The sequence below is a fragment of the Fusibacter sp. JL298sf-3 genome, from assembly GCF_053842995.1.
Window position 1 is genome coordinate 804,700 of sequence record NZ_CM132608.1, and the last position, 15,508, is coordinate 820,207.

The 15,508-nt window shown below is 49.5% G+C and carries 19 protein-coding genes and 1 riboswitch; of the genes, 11 read left to right on the forward strand and 8 right to left on the reverse strand.

Annotation, left to right across the window (positions count from 1 at the left end; all coding sequences use genetic code 11):
• The first annotated feature begins 111 nt into the window (after positions 1-111).
• The gene (locus ACR6HW_RS03900; RefSeq protein WP_455729856.1) at positions 112-306 is read left to right on the forward strand and encodes a hypothetical protein; all 195 of its coding nucleotides are present in this window, start codon (positions 112-114) and stop codon (positions 304-306) included.
• 43 nt (positions 307-349) lie between these two features.
• On the opposite strand, the gene ACR6HW_RS03905 is transcribed toward ACR6HW_RS03900, so the two are convergent.
• From ACR6HW_RS03905 to ACR6HW_RS03920, 4 genes are all read right to left on the reverse strand, one after another.
• Entirely contained in the window at positions 350-805 is a 456-nt protein-coding gene (locus ACR6HW_RS03905) for a hypothetical protein (protein ID WP_455729857.1), read from the reverse strand.
• A gap of 326 nt (positions 806-1,131) precedes the next feature.
• On the reverse strand, positions 1,132-2,151 hold the full coding sequence (locus ACR6HW_RS03910) for a DUF5050 domain-containing protein (protein ID WP_455729858.1): 1,020 nt from the start codon (positions 2,149-2,151) through the stop codon (positions 1,132-1,134).
• A gap of 116 nt (positions 2,152-2,267) precedes the next feature.
• Complete coding sequence (locus tag ACR6HW_RS03915; protein WP_455729859.1) at positions 2,268-2,834, reverse strand: hypothetical protein; 567 nt, start codon at positions 2,832-2,834, stop codon at positions 2,268-2,270.
• 211 nt (positions 2,835-3,045) lie between these two features.
• Positions 3,046-3,285, reverse strand: a complete 240-nt coding sequence (locus ACR6HW_RS03920) for a Maf family protein (protein WP_455729860.1) — start codon at positions 3,283-3,285, stop codon at positions 3,046-3,048.
• Positions 3,286-3,575: 290 nt separating this feature from the next.
• Positions 3,576-3,728: riboswitch (Lysine riboswitch) on the forward strand.
• A 137-nt stretch (positions 3,729-3,865) separates the two neighbouring features.
• On the opposite strand from ACR6HW_RS03920, the gene lysA reads away from it, so the two are divergent.
• The 10 genes from lysA (at position 3,866) to ACR6HW_RS03970 (ending at position 12,512) form a co-directional block, all read left to right on the forward strand.
• Positions 3,866-5,179, forward strand: a complete 1,314-nt coding sequence (gene lysA / locus ACR6HW_RS03925) for a diaminopimelate decarboxylase (protein ID WP_455729861.1) — start codon at positions 3,866-3,868, stop codon at positions 5,177-5,179.
• Between the two features lie 11 nt (positions 5,180-5,190).
• Complete coding sequence (locus tag ACR6HW_RS03930) at positions 5,191-6,390, forward strand: aspartate kinase (protein WP_455729862.1); 1,200 nt, start codon at positions 5,191-5,193, stop codon at positions 6,388-6,390.
• A 10-nt stretch (positions 6,391-6,400) separates the two neighbouring features.
• A complete protein-coding gene (gene dapF / locus ACR6HW_RS03935) occupies positions 6,401-7,216 on the forward strand; it encodes a diaminopimelate epimerase (protein ID WP_455729863.1) in 816 nt (271 codons plus the stop codon).
• A gap of 13 nt (positions 7,217-7,229) precedes the next feature.
• Complete coding sequence (locus tag ACR6HW_RS03940; protein WP_455729864.1) at positions 7,230-8,198, forward strand: aspartate-semialdehyde dehydrogenase; 969 nt, start codon at positions 7,230-7,232, stop codon at positions 8,196-8,198.
• Positions 8,199-8,209: 11 nt separating this feature from the next.
• Positions 8,210-9,103 carry a 4-hydroxy-tetrahydrodipicolinate synthase gene (gene dapA / locus ACR6HW_RS03945; RefSeq protein WP_455729865.1) on the forward strand — a complete coding sequence of 298 codons (894 nt, stop codon included), beginning with the start codon at positions 8,210-8,212 and terminating at the stop codon, positions 9,101-9,103.
• Positions 9,100-9,852 (forward strand): 4-hydroxy-tetrahydrodipicolinate reductase, encoded by a 753-nt coding sequence (gene dapB / locus ACR6HW_RS03950; protein ID WP_455729866.1) that lies wholly within the window; start codon positions 9,100-9,102, stop codon positions 9,850-9,852. Before dapA ends, dapB begins: the two co-directional genes overlap by 4 nt.
• Positions 9,853-9,880: 28 nt before the next feature.
• A complete protein-coding gene (gene dapD, locus ACR6HW_RS03955; RefSeq protein ID WP_455729867.1) occupies positions 9,881-10,594 on the forward strand; it encodes a 2,3,4,5-tetrahydropyridine-2,6-dicarboxylate N-acetyltransferase in 714 nt (237 codons plus the stop codon).
• Positions 10,595-10,603: 9 nt separating this feature from the next.
• Complete coding sequence (locus tag ACR6HW_RS03960; RefSeq protein WP_455729868.1) at positions 10,604-11,791, forward strand: aspartate aminotransferase family protein; 1,188 nt, start codon at positions 10,604-10,606, stop codon at positions 11,789-11,791.
• A gap of 84 nt (positions 11,792-11,875) precedes the next feature.
• Positions 11,876-12,100 (forward strand): hypothetical protein, encoded by a 225-nt coding sequence (locus tag ACR6HW_RS03965; RefSeq protein ID WP_455729869.1) that lies wholly within the window; start codon positions 11,876-11,878, stop codon positions 12,098-12,100.
• A 61-nt stretch (positions 12,101-12,161) separates the two neighbouring features.
• Positions 12,162-12,512, forward strand: coding sequence for a hypothetical protein (locus ACR6HW_RS03970; RefSeq protein WP_455729870.1), 351 nt, complete (start codon positions 12,162-12,164; stop codon positions 12,510-12,512).
• A 173-nt stretch (positions 12,513-12,685) separates the two neighbouring features.
• Here the strand turns inward: ACR6HW_RS03970 and ACR6HW_RS03975 are convergent, their stop codons facing one another.
• From ACR6HW_RS03975 to ACR6HW_RS03990, 4 genes are all read right to left on the reverse strand, one after another.
• Entirely contained in the window at positions 12,686-13,294 is a 609-nt protein-coding gene (locus ACR6HW_RS03975) for an ABC-2 transporter permease (RefSeq protein WP_455729871.1), read from the reverse strand.
• On the reverse strand, positions 13,291-14,013 hold the full coding sequence (locus tag ACR6HW_RS03980) for an ABC transporter ATP-binding protein (protein ID WP_455729872.1): 723 nt from the start codon (positions 14,011-14,013) through the stop codon (positions 13,291-13,293). The genes ACR6HW_RS03975 and ACR6HW_RS03980 overlap by 4 nt, the downstream gene beginning before the upstream one ends.
• Positions 14,014-14,017: 4 nt before the next feature.
• Complete coding sequence (locus ACR6HW_RS03985; protein ID WP_455729873.1) at positions 14,018-14,200, reverse strand: hypothetical protein; 183 nt, start codon at positions 14,198-14,200, stop codon at positions 14,018-14,020.
• 189 nt (positions 14,201-14,389) lie between these two features.
• Positions 14,390-15,313, reverse strand: a complete 924-nt coding sequence (locus tag ACR6HW_RS03990; protein WP_455729874.1) for a helix-turn-helix transcriptional regulator — start codon at positions 15,311-15,313, stop codon at positions 14,390-14,392.
• Between the last annotated feature and the right edge of the window lie 195 nt (positions 15,314-15,508).

Genomic DNA, 15,508 nt, shown 5'->3' on the forward strand with positions numbered 1-15,508 from the left:
CTTTTTAAAATGGTTTAACAAGTACTAGAAATCAAATCGTAAATATTTTATATTTTATCAAACTGTGGTACACTGTCAGCAACTGGTATTTTTTTATAGAAAGGACTGTGTATGAAAGCAATTTTTCAAATTCTCGGCTTTGTCTGTTTGGCGCTGGCGACCAGTGTGTTCTTCACTTTTGCTTGGTCGTTTGGAGGTGCTCCCCTTTGCTTCGGGATTTTCACAGCGATTCTCATCACCCTGTACACCGGCGTATCTGAGAAACTCGACAAGTTGATTGAAGCAGTAAAGGCTTCTAATCAATAGCTCGACTAGAAGCCTCCCTCTTACAACCCTTCAAAGGCGTTCCTCAACTGCTGCTGTCTCGCTCAACCCACGCCATTTGATGGACAACTGTCGGATGCCCCCAGCGCTTGGAGATAACCGCGTACGATGAACAGATCCCTTCTTCAATACCGTACATCGCTTGTGCTCGGCGTGCATCTGTGCACTGTACATCGACATGAAATAAGATCACCTCGGCGCCACGAGGCATTTCTCCGGCACAATAGTCGACCAGTTCAACAGGTGCTGTTCGGCCGTCGCCAGCCAGCGCCTCTAAATCAGAATACCGCTTAAAATCGACCAACGTCAAGGTCTGGACAAGAGCCTTCTCATCCTGTTTTTGGGTTTCATCGAGTAGTGAAATCAGCGCGTTTTCCACGTCTGCATCGCTTAATACGACACCCTCGTTGCGCTGAATAAACAAAATAGAAAGTAGTAGGGCAAGTGCCAATCCAAGACCGATTTTAAAGTAATGTTTCATGCTCAGCCTCCTCTTATTCAGTTTTAAGAACATATGATGCGCTTGACGCGTATCAAAACGCCCACTAAGTTTTTGGGCTCAATGCTTGGAAAGATGATTTCACAAGCGCGTCTTTAAAGTGCTCTCGTCTCATTGGAGCGTCAGAAAATATGTAATTACCGGATGCCTTTACCTTTTAAATGTACCATACGCCACACGGCAATTCAACGCTTTTCGTCTATTTAACGCCCTGTGTACTGCCCCTGTTTGAGTGCTGTTAAAGGTGTCGTATAATGGCGTGAGGCGTTCGGCACCCTTAACTGGGCAGAAGAATTTTGCTATTGAAGTCAGAAGTCAATAGCGTTTTGTTTATAAAGAGGGCTTTCTCTGTCCTCAGGTAAAATCACCGATTCCACAACCTTTTCTTCAAAATTCAAACGGACAAGTTCTGAATCTGAATCGATCCAACTGAAGTACAGGTGGTCGCCACCGACGTACATAGGCCACGCCTGAGAGACGACTTTGACAATCGTTTGAACCCGTCCGTTTAACGGGACAACTTTTACATAAAAGGCATCGTTTTTCTCATCCGGTGTCACATAAAAGAGGGCGTCTTCGTGAAACGTAAAGCCGTAGACGACGTCTTCAACCACTTTTCTGCGCTCACCACTGTCTAAATTGAGTTCATACAAATGTTCTGCCACGTAATACAGTCGGTTCCCCAGTACCCCATAGGCGGCGTACTTGTCCATGCCCTCAGAGGTCAACTGTGTCACGACCCCCGTTTTTAAGTTCATACGGTAAATACGGCGGTCTTCGCCGTGGATGAAATACAAAAACCCGTCTTCGATTTGAAAGTTAACGGCGTACGCATCGTACAGCTGCACCGTCTGACCATTTGACTTCAAACATCTGATAAAGCTTCTGTCTTTAAAAGATGAGTAGTAAAGATTGCCACCTTTATCAATGGCATAGTGGGTTCCAACCACAACGACCTCAGGTTCTCCGCCGATATCGGTCACTTTACAAATCGTGCTGTTCTCAACATCTGTAAAATACAAGGTGCCTTTGTGATGACTTAAATGACGGGCATTTATGTCATACAGTTTCTTAATGCCTGTGCCGTCTCGATTCATTTGGTAGAACCCATTTCGGTAAATGCTTTTATTGTAATCGACAACCAGCTTCATTGAGAAGTAAACGCGGTCGCCCATATTTAAAAAGCGTCCGCCGTAAGCATGGTTCATAAGATTGCTCGCTTCACTTGGCACAGTGAAGTCGATGGCGCTCCTATCGCTTTTTAGAAACATGCCTATAACAAGAAACACCACTGCAAGACCGACAACGATTAAACGCTTTTTCATCATTAAAGAACCTCCTAACCTATGGCATCGAAAGCGCTCCAAGACACAATTCACTGCGCCTTCATACGTTTGATGAGATCTACCGCTATAAAATAGCCCCCCAATTACGGCTTTGCGCCTCAATCCAAAAGAGCCCTCACCTCCGAAATGCCCTCTTCCAGAATGGGCAATTTACGCTCGTCTAGTTTCACCTGATAAATTTTCGATTTGGCGTCGTACCCGACGACTTTTGCCGTTAACCCATTTAAAATTTTTTTATTAGAAGCAACAAACGCTTCGAAGGCCGCCTCGTCGGCATCGGGATAGTCTTCGAGCACTTTCCAAGCGTCATAGTAGACCGACTCAAAGTAAACTAAGTTCTCCCCCATAAAGAAGTCTGCTTTTTCCACACTTTCGTTGATATAGGTGTTTCTGAACTGAATTTGATTGGCAAGTTTAAACAAAGTGATGTTGTCGCGGATTTGTTCAAGTTTAAGTTTCGCCTCTTTGAGATAAACCGCTTCTTTTGTCGCGTTGTACGATTCAAGCCTATCGACATACGCTTTAATACTGCTGTACATTTGCTTATAACTCTGGTAGTAGAGCGTTGCCGCATTGGACTCAACAGTGTTGTACGGTCGCGTTACAAAAGCGGCCACAGCAATCGCCACAATAAGAATTAATGCAAGCCACGGTTTCTTTTTCATTGATTTCACCTTTCCTTTACTTTATAAACGAACAGCCCCTCTAAAATCTTACACTTTTTTAAAGTTTTTCTCGAAACGCACAAGATTTTTTTCACATGGCCCCATTGCAGACTCAAAAAAGACGCGGTTGACACCACGCCTTCTTCTTTCACCTTATAAATAAAGATAACTTTCAAACCATCCGCCACCGACTCTTTGAGACTCTCTCCCCCTAAAGCGCATCTTTAACAAATGCCTGAATATGGGCGACCAACGCCGCATCTATAGCCAGTGTCGGCATCCCTGACGCGCGGTAATACGCCAGCGATTTTTGAACGACATTTGCCTCGGGGGTATCGCCGTCATCCGATACTGAAGACAGATGAAAAGTGCTCTCCATAGCCACTGGTAAGTCCTTTGAAATCTCTTCCATATACATAAACCACGTCTTGTTCTGTGTGACAAACACCAACTTGGGCCTCCTTTTTCAAACCCGATTCTCCTGTGTAACAGAGGCGTTTTAGCGGCCTCGTATCGCTTCTGTTGACCAACAGATTTTAACCTTTTTTTGCCCTACTTAAAAAACGCATTGCTGTCAATCACCTGTTTCCAAAGACACCCAAATATCTCAATGCGTCAATTTTGTCGCATTTTCTCTCGCAATAAAGTTACTTTTGAGAAAAGTTTTTCAATTGAACCACTTGACAACTGGTGGCGACGCTGTTAAGATTGTCTACAATCACAAAATCGAATATCCAATCAGTGCATTACTGAGGCTGCAAGGATCAAGAGTAGGCGTAAAGCCGAAAGGGTGACTTGCCGAAAGAAGGGACGACCTTCTTGGGGCTATATTGAATAAATATAGAACTGTCTGAACACGATGGCCCAATTGTGTTCGGGAGTGCGATAATGCGCGGGGCGAAAGGGAACGTTTTGTTTGTGTACCGTTGTGGTGCGGCTCTTGTCACACCCTAAAACAAACTGCGTACAGCTATGACCTTTTGCTCATAGCTGTATTTTTTTATACCTAAAAACACAGATGAGGTGACCATATGAAAACATTTGGAACGATGGCCGTCGACGCGGCACACCATTTAACCATAGGCGGCATAGACGTAACGACGCTGGCAAATCAGTACGGCACGCCGCTTTACATCATGGATAGACAACTGATAGAAACGCAGATGCAAGCGGTAAAATCGGCATTTGTCTCGCCGGCCTTCGACACCGACGTCCTCTACGCTTCAAAGGCCTTTTTAACCCGCGCCATGTGTCAGCTCGTGGCAAAATACGGTCTATCACTAGATGTGGTCTCCGGCGGCGAACTCTACACGGCGGTCAGTGCAGGCTTTCCCATGTCACAGGTCTATTTTCACGGCAACTTTAAAACCGATGCCGAACTGACGCTGGCGCTGACGCACGACGTAGGCACCATTGTCCTCGACAGCGCCGACGAATACCGCAGACTATCGGCTCTACTGGCGCCGACAGACCGCGTTCAAAGCGTCCTGCTCCGCGTCAATCCCGGTATTGAAGCTCATACCCACGCGTACATTCGAACGGCCAAGCATTCGTCTAAATTCGGCGAAAGCCTCTACGCACCGGAGACACTCGATTTAATCGAGACCCTACACCGCGACCCACACATCGCGTTTAAGGGTCTACACTGCCACATCGGTTCCCAAATTTTCGATATTGACAGCTACTTAAAAGCCGTCGACGTCATGCTAGACTACCTAGCCACAGTGACGACGCGGATCGACCAGACGCCGGAAGTGCTGAACATCGGCGGCGGTTTCGGCGTCTTTTACAGCGACGGCGACGATGCCCTCGACCTCGAAACAGCGGCAGCAGCCCTCCTCTCTGCTGTAGAAAAAGGGTGTGCCGCCAGAAAACTTTCTTTGAAAAAACTGCTGATAGAGCCCGGTAGAAGCCTTGTGGCAAATGCCGGTGTAACACTTTATACCGCCAGTGCCGTGAAGACCACTTACAGCGGCAAGCGCTATGTATTTGTCGACGGCGGTATGACCGACAACCTGCGTCCGGCGCTTTACGGCGCTGTATACGAAGCGGCGTTGGCAAATGCCTTTGATGCTGTTGCCACTGAAAATGTCACTTTGGCGGGCAGTTGCTGTGAATCCGGCGACGTCCTCATTAAAGAGACGCTACTACCGCCGGTTAAAGCGGGCGACCTCGTGGTGGTCGGAAGCACCGGCGCCTACACCTACAGCATGGCCAGCCACTACAACAAGCGCCCTAAACCCGCCGTGGTTATGGTGAAAGACGGCCGGCACCAATGCATTGCAAAACGCGAAACTTACGACGACCTATTGCGCGGCGACTGCCTATTAAGCGACATCGACTAAAGGAGGCACCTATGGGCATTGTACAAAAATACGGCGGCACCTCCGTCGGCACCACACTGAAAATTAAAGACATCGCCAAACGCATCGTCGATAGAAAAGCAGAAGGCGAAGACCTCGTCGTCGTGGTTTCCGCCATGGGCAAGACCACAGACCATTTGATACACCTCGCACGGGACATCGTCAGCGACCCCGGTGGCCGAGAGCTGGACGTGCTCATGTCCACCGGCGAACAGCAGACCATCGCCTTGCTCTCCATGGCGCTGGAGGCTTTGGGACAACCGTCGATTTCACTAACTGGGGCACAGGCGGGCATTCAAACCCTCGGGCCGCACAACAAAAACAAAATCCACAGCATCGAATCAACTGGCATCAAGCGCCATCTGTCAGAAGGTACCGTAGTGGTGGTTGCCGGCTTTCAAGGGATCAACTCAAACGGCGACATCACGACTCTCGGTCGCGGCGGCTCCGACACCACGGCGGTGGCACTGGCTGCGGCACTGGGCTTTACCTGTGAAATCTACACCGATGTCGACGGTATTTACAGTGTCGACCCACGGGCTTACCCAAAAGCGCGTAAACTCGATTACCTCTCTTACGAAGAAATGTTGGAAATGGCCAGCCTCGGCGCCGGGGTACTCGACCCCAGAGCCGTTGAGCTCGGCAAGAAATACAGTGTCCCCCTGTATGTGGCAAAAGCTCACGGCACAGAAGTGGGCACACTGATTACGGAGGCAACTGAAATGGAAGAAAAATGGATTACAGGACTCTCCATTGGCGACGGCATTTTAATGATTGCCATACGGAATGTTCCTTACACGGCGCGTCATATCGCCAATATTTTTACCACCCTCGCAGACCAAAACGTCAACGTGGACATGATCAGCCAGACGGCGCCTTCACAAGGTACCGTAGACGTCAGCTTCACTTGTCCCGCCGACGACAAACGCTTCGTCAAAGAGGCGCTAGACACCATTGCACAAAAAATTGAGGGCGTCTCTTGCGTCATCGACGACGGACAGGTCAAACTTTCTGTAGTGGGCATCGGCATGATGAACCACTCCGGTGTCGCCGCCAGCATCTTTGAACTCTTTGCCGAAAACGACATCGCCTTTAAGCAAGTAACCACCTCGGAGATCAGCATCTCCTACACCATCGACGCAGCGGACAGACAGCGCGCCGTCATGTTAATCGCCCAGCGGTTCAATTTGTAGAGGAGGTCTTATGCGCCCTATTCCCTTTGAAAAATACCAAGGCCTCGGCAACGACTTCGTCGTCTTCAAATGGGCCGATGTGCAGAAGCTGGATTTAAGCGCACTGGCGCGCACCGTCTGTCACAGGAAACGCGGCGTCGGCGCCGACGGTATGATGGTGCTCAAGTGCGCCCCCGTGACCATGCTGTTTTACAACGCCGACGGCTCCAGAGCGCCTATGTGCGGCAACGGCATCCGCTGTCTGGCACAGTTTGCGAAACAGAGCGGCTGCGTCTCTACCGACACCTTTACCATTGAGACGGACAGCGGTAGCCGTCGCGTCGAACTGCTTTCAGAGGACACGGTGTCAGTGGACATGGGCACGCCTATTTGGACGCCTTCAGCCATTCCCTCGACACATTCGGCGCAGACGTTTATCGACTGCCCCCTCTCTGTGGCAGGTGAAACCATTCGTCTGACAGCACTCTTTATGGGCACCGCTCACAGCGTCGTCTTCGTCGACGCCCACGATACCGATTACATTAAAACCGTCGGTGCCGCCGTCGAACACCACCTGCTCTTTCCCGAGCGCATCAATGTCAATTTTGTCAAAGTCGTCGACGCGCACACACTGGACGTCGTCACTTACGAACGCGGCGTCGGTATCACCGACGCCTGTGGAACAGGCGCTTGTGCCAGTGCCGTCGTCGCCCATAAACTAGGCTATTCATCAGACGCAGTGACGGTGACCATGCCCGGCGGTGCCCTCGACATACAGCTAGCGCCTACCGGCGTCACCATGGCGGGCACCGCACACCGAGTCTTTGACGGCTATTACAGTTATTAACTAGGAGGTTCCTATGCATCATATCGCCATCGTCGGCGCTACCGGAATGGTGGGCCGCACCTTTTTAAAAGTTTTAGACGAGCGCCGCTTTCCCATAGGCAAGCTCTCGCTCTTCGCCTCAGAAAAATCGGCGGGAGAAACAATCTGTTTTCGCGGTGAGCCCCTTTTGGTGGAAGCTCTGACCCTCGAAGTCTTCAATCGAGACATCGACATCGCCCTCTTTTCCGCAGGCGGCACTGTAAGCGAGGTCTTTGCCCCTATTGCACGAGCAAAAGGCATCGTTGTTGTGGACAACAGCAGTGCATGGCGCATGCACCCCGACGTGCCCCTCGTCGTTCCTGAAGTCAACGGAGACGCGCTCAATACACACAGCGGCCTCATCGCCAACCCGAACTGCTCCACTATACAGTGCATGGCGCCTCTCAAAGCGCTAAACGATGCCTTCGGTCTAACCCGAGTGGTCTACAACACTTATCAGTCGGTATCGGGCTCCGGTGTCGCCGGTCTAAAGGCCCTTGAATCCGACGGTGCTTCTCCCTATGCGCATCCCATCGCCTATAACATCTTGCCGCACATCGATGTTTTCCTGCCAAACGGCTATACAAAGGAAGAAATGAAGATGATTGAAGAAACGCGCAAGATCCTAGGCACCCCCGAACTGAAAGTCACCGCCACGACAGTACGCGTCCCGGTGCGCTATGGACACTGCGTTTCAGTAAATGTCGAACTGGAGGCGCCCTTTGACCTCGAAGCGGTGCGAGACGTATTTAAACGCACAGAAGGTGTCGTCCTCATGGACGATCCCGAAAACGATCTTTACCCGACACCCCTCGCAATCGAAGGGAAAGACGCCGTATTCGTCGGTCGCCTCAGACGCGACGAAAGCGTCGAAAACGGCCTCAATCTATGGATTGTCGCAGACAATATTCGCAAAGGTGCCGCCACCAACGCGGTGCAAATTGCCGAACAACTGATTCGATAAAGGAGGCCTTTATGTCTATCTTTACAGGTTCTGCCACAGCTATCATCACACCGTTTGCAAACGATGGCATCGACTTTGAAACCCTCGGCAGGCAAATTGAATTCCAGATTCAAAACGGCACCGACGCCCTCGTGGTCGCCGGCACCACTGGTGAAGCCGCCACACTGTCTGAAACAGAGTACCGCGCGCTGATTGCATTTGCAGTGGAGACCGTTGCAGGCCGCTGCCCTGTTATCGCCGGTTCTGGGAGCAACAGCACCGCCAAGGCCATTGCCATGAGCCGTTTTGCTCAAAGTGCAGGCGTCGACGCGCTCCTGGTGGTCACCCCCTATTACAACAAGGGGACGCAGGCCGGCATCTACGCCCACTACGCGGCTATAGCCGAGGCAGTCAACTGTCCGATTATCGCGTACAACGTCCCCAGTCGAACGGGGCTGAACATGTTGCCGGAAACGGTAGCTGCCTTGGCGGCGCTTCCCACAGTGGTCGGCGTTAAAGAAGCCAGTGGCGATATCGCACAGGTGGCGGAAATTCTTCGCCGCTGTCCCGATGGGTTTGCCGTCTACTCCGGCAACGACGACAGCATCGTTCCCGTACTCTCCCTCGGTGGAAAAGGCGTCATCTCCGTAGTGGCTAACCTATTGCCACGGGAAACACACGATCTCGTGTCGGCGTATCTCTCAGGAGAAGTAGCGCGTGCCAGATACCTGCAACTCCGACTCAACGGCGTCGTCAACGCGCTCTTTGTGGAAACCAACCCCATCCCCGTGAAGTTTGCCATGAAACACCTCGGCATGGATTCTGGTGTGCTAAGACTGCCACTGACACCGCTATCGGCGGCACATGAACCCACCGTTGTAAAGGCGCTGACAGCGTTTGGTCTGCTCAAGGAGGCACAGATATGAAAAAGACAGTCATCTTATACGGGTACAACGGCGTTATGGGGCAACTGATTGCAAAAGAACTGTTGAACTCGGAGGAATGGGAACTCCTTTACGGCGTTTCGCCGCTTACAACAGCTGAGTCCGCCCCTTGCCCTTTGGTTACATCGCTCATTGGCCTCCAAACGCGCGCCGACCTGCTCATCGACTTTTCACATCCTGAAAACCTCGACGACATTCTCGCCTACGCCACTGCGCACCGAGTACCGACGCTCATCGCCACCACCGGCCATACGCCGGCACAACGCGAAAAAATGAACGCCGCCGCTAAAAACTTTCCACTGCTTTTATCGAGCAACACCTCTATCGGCGTCCACTTGTTAAATAAACTTCTCGCCGTCGCCGCTGCGGAACTGGGCGATACCTTTGACATCGAAGTCATTGAAAAACACCATAACCGCAAGGTCGACGCGCCTAGCGGCACTGCTGAAACCCTTGTAAAGACCATTGAAGCGGCTTTGCCCAACGCGATACAGCGCCAATATGGCAGAACGCCTGAAAGCGGTAAGCGCCAACCGGATTCTATCGGCATTCACAGCGTTCGAGGCGGCACCATCTCCGGCGAACACACGGTGCTCTTTGCCGGAGAAGACGAAGTTATCGAGCTGAAGCACACAGCACTTTCTCGCCGACTCTTCGCCGTTGGCGCACTGAGCGCCGGTTCAAAACTCCAGACAAAAGCGCCTGGTTTTTACACCATGCAAACCCTCTAACCTATAGATACGACGAAAGGATAGCCCTATGCAAAACACCCCTTTAACCGATGCCTACGCCATCGCAAAATTTATAAAAGATGCCGAAAAATCTACCCCTGTAAAAGCCTATGTCAACGGCACGCTCTCGGAGCCCTTTCCCACTGATGTGAAAGTCTTCGGCGGCAGTGGCTCCTACGTGCTCATCGGCGAGCACGATGCCGTCGAATCGCTTATAAAAGCAAACGCCGGTACAGTAAACGATGTGCACCGCGAATACGACCGACGCAACAGCGCCATCCCACTGCTCGATACCCGTGCCGTTCAAGCGCGCATTGAGCCCGGCGCCATTATCCGCGACCGCGTGCGCATCGATAAAAACGCTGTCATTATGATGGGCGCCGTCGTCAATATCGGCGCTGTCATCGGGGAAAACACCATGGTCGATATGAATGCCGTCGTCGGCGCCAGAGGCACTCTGGGGAAAAATGTCCACCTCGGCGCCTGTGCCGTTATCGCCGGTGTTCTCGAACCACCGAGCAAGACACCGGTTATTATCGAAGACGGCGTCCTCATTGGCGCCGGCGCTGTGGTACTCGAAGGCGTACGCGTCGGAGAGGGCGCTGTGGTTGCCGCCGGTGCCGTGGTCACTGAAGATGTGCCGCCTGGCGTAGTCGTCGCCGGTAGTCCCGCGCGTATCGTCAAGAACAAAGACGAGAAAACAGCAGAAAAAACGCAGCTTTTAGACGATTTGAGAGGTTAGGAGGCCCCCATGCACGCATTACTGAATCGAGACCAATCGTATGTTCTCGGCACCTATCGGCGCTTGCCGCTAGAAGTATCGAGAGCAGCGGGGTGCTACGTGTACGACGCAGCGGACACCCCCTACCTCGACTTTTTCTCCGGTATTGCCGTCACCGCTTTCGGCCATTGCGACCCGGAGATTAACGCAGCAATTACCGCTCAGCTAAATTGTTTCACACATCTTTCAAACTACTTTGCTACGCCAGCGGTAACTGCTCTCGCTGAAAAGCTCGTGGACAACAGCTTTGCTTCAAAAGTCTTTTTCACCAACTCCGGTACAGAAGCCGTTGAAGCCGCTATTAAACTGGCAAAAAAGCGCGGTCATCCCCTTGGAAAGTCGGTCTTGCTCTCTGCGGAAGGGGCTTTTCACGGCAGGAGTACCGGCGGCGTCGCCCTCACCGGTCAAGACAAGTACAAATCGGCATTTCAGCCGTTGATGCCGGGCATCGCCCACTTTGCCTACGACGACTGCACCAGCCTTACCGAATGCGTCAGCGAGGATACTGCTGCTGTCTTTATCGAGATGATTCAAGGAGAAGGCGGGGTACGGTCGCTCTCTAAGGCCTTTGTGTCCAAGCTCGTAGAACTCAGACGGCAATACGGTTTCCTCATCGTCGTCGACGAAATACAAACGGGCCTCGGTCGCACCGGCGATTTGTTCGCCTATGAGGCCTACAGCTTCGTTCCCGACCTCGTCTGTGTGGCCAAGGCACTCGGCGGCGGCCTCCCCCTTGGGGCATTGCTCGTAGGACCGGACTTGGAAAACGTTTTGGGCCCCGGCGACCACGGCTCCACATTCGGTGGCAACCCCGTTGCCGCCAGTGCGGGAAACGCCACACTGGAAAAACTTCTCGCACCGGGCTTTCTAGAAGACCTTAAGGTACGCAGCGCACAGCTTGACAACCACCTCACATCCCTAAAGACCCGATTTCCAAAGGTGGTTAAAGCCCTCCGCGGCAAAGGCTTTATCAGAGGCATAGACGTCGGCACTTACGCAGATGCCATCCAGCGCGCCGCCTTTGAACGCCGTCTGCTGATTAACGTGACAAGCGGAACGGTTATACGATTGTTACCGGCGCTCAACATGACTGCAGAAACCATCGACTGTGCCATGCATCAACTGGCTGCAGTTATCGAAACTTTGGATGATGAATAGGCCCATTATGCTGTTCTTGACGGGTGCCTTTTCCTTTTGCTATACTGCTAAAGAGTCTATATTACTATAGAGAGGAAGATGCCCATGACGTGTGAACGTTGTCAAAGTACCATCAGCACTGCTCACTGTCCCTATTGCGGTGGCACTGTAAAAGTAAAAACATTAAAGCAACATCCTAAAAGCGCTCGTTTCTGGTACGTGGCGGCTATTGGACTCATTGTTTTATCTCTGTGGACCAATACGTCAGCTGCTGAGAAATTTGCTGAAAAGCACGGTGCTTCTCCCAATCATCACACCCGCCGCAAGTAAACGGGGCATTTAATAAGTGCAACATACAAGCGACATCATCTTTTAGAAAGGACTTAATGTCATGTTGATTTTTAAAGGGCGGGGGTATTGGGTGCCTATAATCGCCGCCATAGCTATGCTCTTTTCAAGCCAAATTGCAGATTATGCTTTTGCCCTTCTCGGTCTTCCCCGCGATGGCCTTTGGTATATTATCGCATTACTTATCTACACCGGTGTCTTTACAAGGGCTTGGTTTTTATTGTTGCCACCTGAAAAAATTCGGCATCTCTATGTCAAACGCACTGATGAGTTAATTGTCGTCGGGGAAAGAGACACGTTCTTCTTTGTCCCCGTTACCTATTGTGCCTACGGCTTTATCGCCATTGGCGTGCTCTTAATGGGGGTGGCAATCGTTCGAGACGTTGTACTTTAATGTAATAAACGCCACTGTCTTTCAACGAAGCGAAAGATTGGTGGCGTTTTGGGTTGTGATACTCTATTTGTGGTGTTGAGCTGTGTAAAAAGTGTCGGACTAAAGGGTCACTTTAGTTTCTTAAGTTCTGGGACATATGTCCCCTTTCGGTTTTTTACACCTTAATGATCCCCCTAAACGCTGACCTTAACCTTGCTTAAAAAATAAAAGCTTCCGAGGCTCAAACAAACAAGCAGTACACTTAATCCCCCTGTATGGGAAATGGCCACTTTTTCAATAAAAGTTCCTCTAAATTTAAATAAGGCGAACATGAGTACAAGAAGGATATACGAGGTATATTGGGTTTTCGAATAATCGAACTTGTAGTTTAGCCAAATATAAAGCGCATTGTATGTTATGAGCACAATAGAAAATAGCATAATGGCGTTTAGGCTAAAAAAAACCACTTCTCGACGCAACAAGATGTTTATGATATAAAATACGACGTTAACAATCAGCATCCCAACGACAATACAGAGATGCGACATGATATTTTTTTCTAAAACCAAGGTTTTCGGCGGAACTGGCAGTGAGAGCAAAAAATGTCGCGTCGATTTTGAATCTTCCTCATAACACATTTTTCCGACGGCAAAAGTAAATAAAAGAGATGGCGCCATGAGCAATGCTACCGGGTAGTAAGTGACCCCGTCAAATGCAATGGTACCAAACCCTACTGCTAACAAAAGTCCGTAGATTAAATTTCTTCGGTTTAAAATAACGTATTTTTTTAAGAGTCTTCTCATTTTTTATCTTCCTCTTCTATCATATTTTTCAAATAGTTATCAATCGAATCGTTGTTCTCTACAAAAGTCTGAGTATCTGCTTTCTTAACCAACTTTCCCTTGTAAATAAAGAGCAATCTATCGGCAATTTTAGACATATCCTCTGTGATGTGCGATGAAAAGAGAATCGACGCTTTCTCATCGTTCGCATAAGCGCGCAACACATCTAGTATCTTGCTCCTCACAATGGGATCGAGACCGGATGTCGGCTCATCCATTAACAACAACTTCGGTTTATGTGACAACGCCAAAGCCAGTGAAAACTTCACCCGCATCCCTTTTGAAAGTTCTTTCATTCGGTAATCGTCGCTCAAATCAAAACTGTCCATAAAATGGTTATAGACACACTCATCCCAGTTTTCATAAAACAACTTGTAATAATTTTTAATATGAACACACTTTTGATTTAAGAAAAAATCCGTGTCTTCTCCAACATACCCGACTTCAGATTTATAGGCCATCTTATTAACTTCTGTAATAGTTTCGTCTAAAAACAACATGTCCCCAGAAGTTTTCTCTATTGCGGACAACAACAATTTCATCGTGGTACTTTTCCCCGAACCGTTAGGCCCAATAAGACCTGTTATTTCGCCTTCACGCAAACTAAAGCTCACTTCATCGAGTTTAAATTTTTTGTAGTGTTTCGATAGATTTTTCACTTCCAGAACAGAACGGCTCAAAACATCAACTCCTTTTTTTGTTTTTTATTTCACTTCTAATAGCTATTGCAATTGATGCGACTAGAGTAAACAACCCCTGCAACAAAATGTCACCGCTGTTCTCCCTGCCCATAATAATGGGAAGAAACTGAGTGATAGCAAACAAGAACACAAAGTATTTAATTGAAGCTAAAATTATTTTATTCATAATGATAACTCCTATAGGTATAAGGATTGATAGGGAAAAAGTTTGAATTAGCTTACCGTTTTCGTTAAATAATGATAACATTTTAGAAATATTTTGTAAATTGTTTTGTGAATTTGATTGCATATTTATAGAGCTTTAGGTGCTTTCTACAGAATTCAGCGCCGTTATAGGCGCTCTCATTTAACTGTTCTATTTTACGACCTCATCTCCCCCAAAATACCGAAAATACAGCCTTTCAACAGCCGACTCCAGTGTGGTTTTCAAACTTTCCGGCGCCACCACCTCCACCTGTCCGCCAAAAGACAGCAAATACCCGCAAAGCCAATCATCCTCAGGCATATACGTCCTTACCTGCAACCGCCCATCGGCAGCGCGTACAATCGTTGAAGCGTCGAAGTCATCCATAACTCGGTACGCCACTGACGGCTCAAAAATCAGCTCGATTTCCGGGTACACCGGCTTTTCTTTAACAGCCGCCGACTGCGCCTGTGGCAGCAACGCCGCATTAAAATGCTCAGAAGTCACCTTGAGATTAAAAAGTCTGCTTAGGCGATAGAGTCGTTTGGCGCACTTCGCCATGCAAAAGCCCTCGACGTACCAAGCTTTCGACTTGTATTTTAGTTGTATGGGTTTTACCCGCTTGTGCGATACCTCGGCATAACTGCTGTAATACTCAAAGTTTATGACGCGCTTTTCCAGTATTGCCCGCTTCAACAACTCAAACGTTTCCTCGTCGCCACGCGCACTGCCCCATCTAGAAAAATCAATAGAAAGCCAGCTGTCAGACGCCTCTCCAAATAGAGCTTTTAACTTGAGCAGCAGAGCATCGCCCTCAGCGCCCATCACTTGATGCAGACTTTCAAACACTTCTAGCAGCGCCTGTTGTTCCGACCGCACAAGCATCGATCGGTTCACCACATACCCTTCCATCAAGTGAATACCGCCCTCTTTGCCTCGCGTGCAGTACACGGGAACACCGGCGAGTGTGAGCGCGTCAATATCTCTATGAATCGTGCGCACAGATACTTCGCACAGCTCTGCCAACGCTTTTGCAGTTGTCTTCTCGTGAACGAGCAAATAGTGTACAATTTTAAACAGTCGACTGTTTGACATAACATCCCTCCTTAAAACGACTACGAGGTTTCTTTATGTATATAGTGTAGCAAAGTTTGCTCAAAGAGACTACCAAGCAGTGGGATTCTCAAACAAAATTCGCCGTCAATGCACGTGTTCATGCGCCACCATCTTTTCATTGCCCATGGAAAAGACGCTTCTGTCAACCAGAAACGTCTTTTCGAGGAAGGGGTA